Annotated in this window: 1 protein-coding gene; it reads left to right on the top strand. The window is 70.0% G+C overall.

Annotated features, from left to right (window positions below):
- Positions 1 to 124: 124 nt before the first annotated feature.
- Positions 125 to 1105 (top strand): low temperature requirement protein A (locus KBX08_RS33305; protein ID WP_210787718.1); only part of this gene is annotated, 981 nt, incomplete at its 3' end.

The following is a 1105-nucleotide window of genomic DNA, read 5'->3' as shown; positions in this document are numbered from 1 at the left end:
GGCAGTACACAGCCGAACAGGCGCTGGGCGCGCTGGACGCCCACCTCGACCTGCTCTTCGGCTGATCCGGTCACAGCTGGGCGTTGGCCCCCGGACAGGGCGGTCAGCAGACCAGGATGAGCGGATGAGCCGCTTCCACCGGTCCCGGCCGGTGCTGGTCGAGGAGGCACACCGGGCCACCACCTTCGAGATCTTCTTCGACCTGGTCCTGGTCTTCGCGCTGACGCGGCTCATCGGTTTCATGGCGGAGTCGCTGGGGCCGCTCACCCTCTACCAGGGTCTGCTGCTCCTGCTCTGGTTCTGGTACGCGTGGAGCTGCTACGCCTGGCTGGGCAATCAGGTCCGCGCGGACAACGGCCCCGTGCTGGCCGGGATGCTCGCGGCGATGGCCGCCATCTTCGTGGCCGCCCTGGTGATCCCGGAGGCATGGCAGCGCCACGACGGCGCGTTGAGCCCGCCGCTCACCCTGGCCATCGCCTACATCGTGGTCCGCGGCCTGCACCTCGGCCTGATGACCTACGCCTCGTCCGGCAACCGGCAGTACCGGCGGCAGACGCTGCGTTTCGCGGTGCCCACCACACTTGCCTGGGTTCCACTGTTCGCCGGAGCCCTACTGGGCGGAACCGCGGAGACCGTGCTGTGGACGGTGGCGTTCCTCGTCGACTACGGCGGCGGCCGGATCGTCACCGCCACCAGCTTCGGCGAGATTCGCAGTGGGGCCCACTTCGCCGAACGTCACGGTCTGGTGTTGATCATCGTGCTCGGTGAATCCCTGCTGTCGGCCGGGGCCGGCGCGGGTCTGGCCGTGATCACCTGGCCGGTGCTGCTGGCCGCGGTGTTCGGCTTCGCCGCGACCGTCTGCCTGTGGTGGCTCTACTTCGTGGGCGTCGCCCCGGCCGCCGAGAAGGTGCTGACCTCGGCCACGCCGCGCTCCCGGCATCGCCAGCAGCTGGCGTCGGACGCGTACACGCTGGCGCACCTGCCGCTGGTGGCCGGGGTCGTCTACTTCGCCCTGGGCATCCACCTGATCCTCGCGAACCTGATCGATCAGCCTCGGCACCCCACCGGGGGGCCGATGGGGTGGCCGGCGACGACAGTGCTCTAC

The sequence above is a fragment of the Micromonospora sp. H61 genome (genome assembly GCF_018070325.1).
Classification (GTDB): domain Bacteria; phylum Actinomycetota; class Actinomycetes; order Mycobacteriales; family Micromonosporaceae; genus Micromonospora; species Micromonospora salmantinae.
This window is presented reverse-complemented; position numbering and strand designations above follow the sequence as displayed.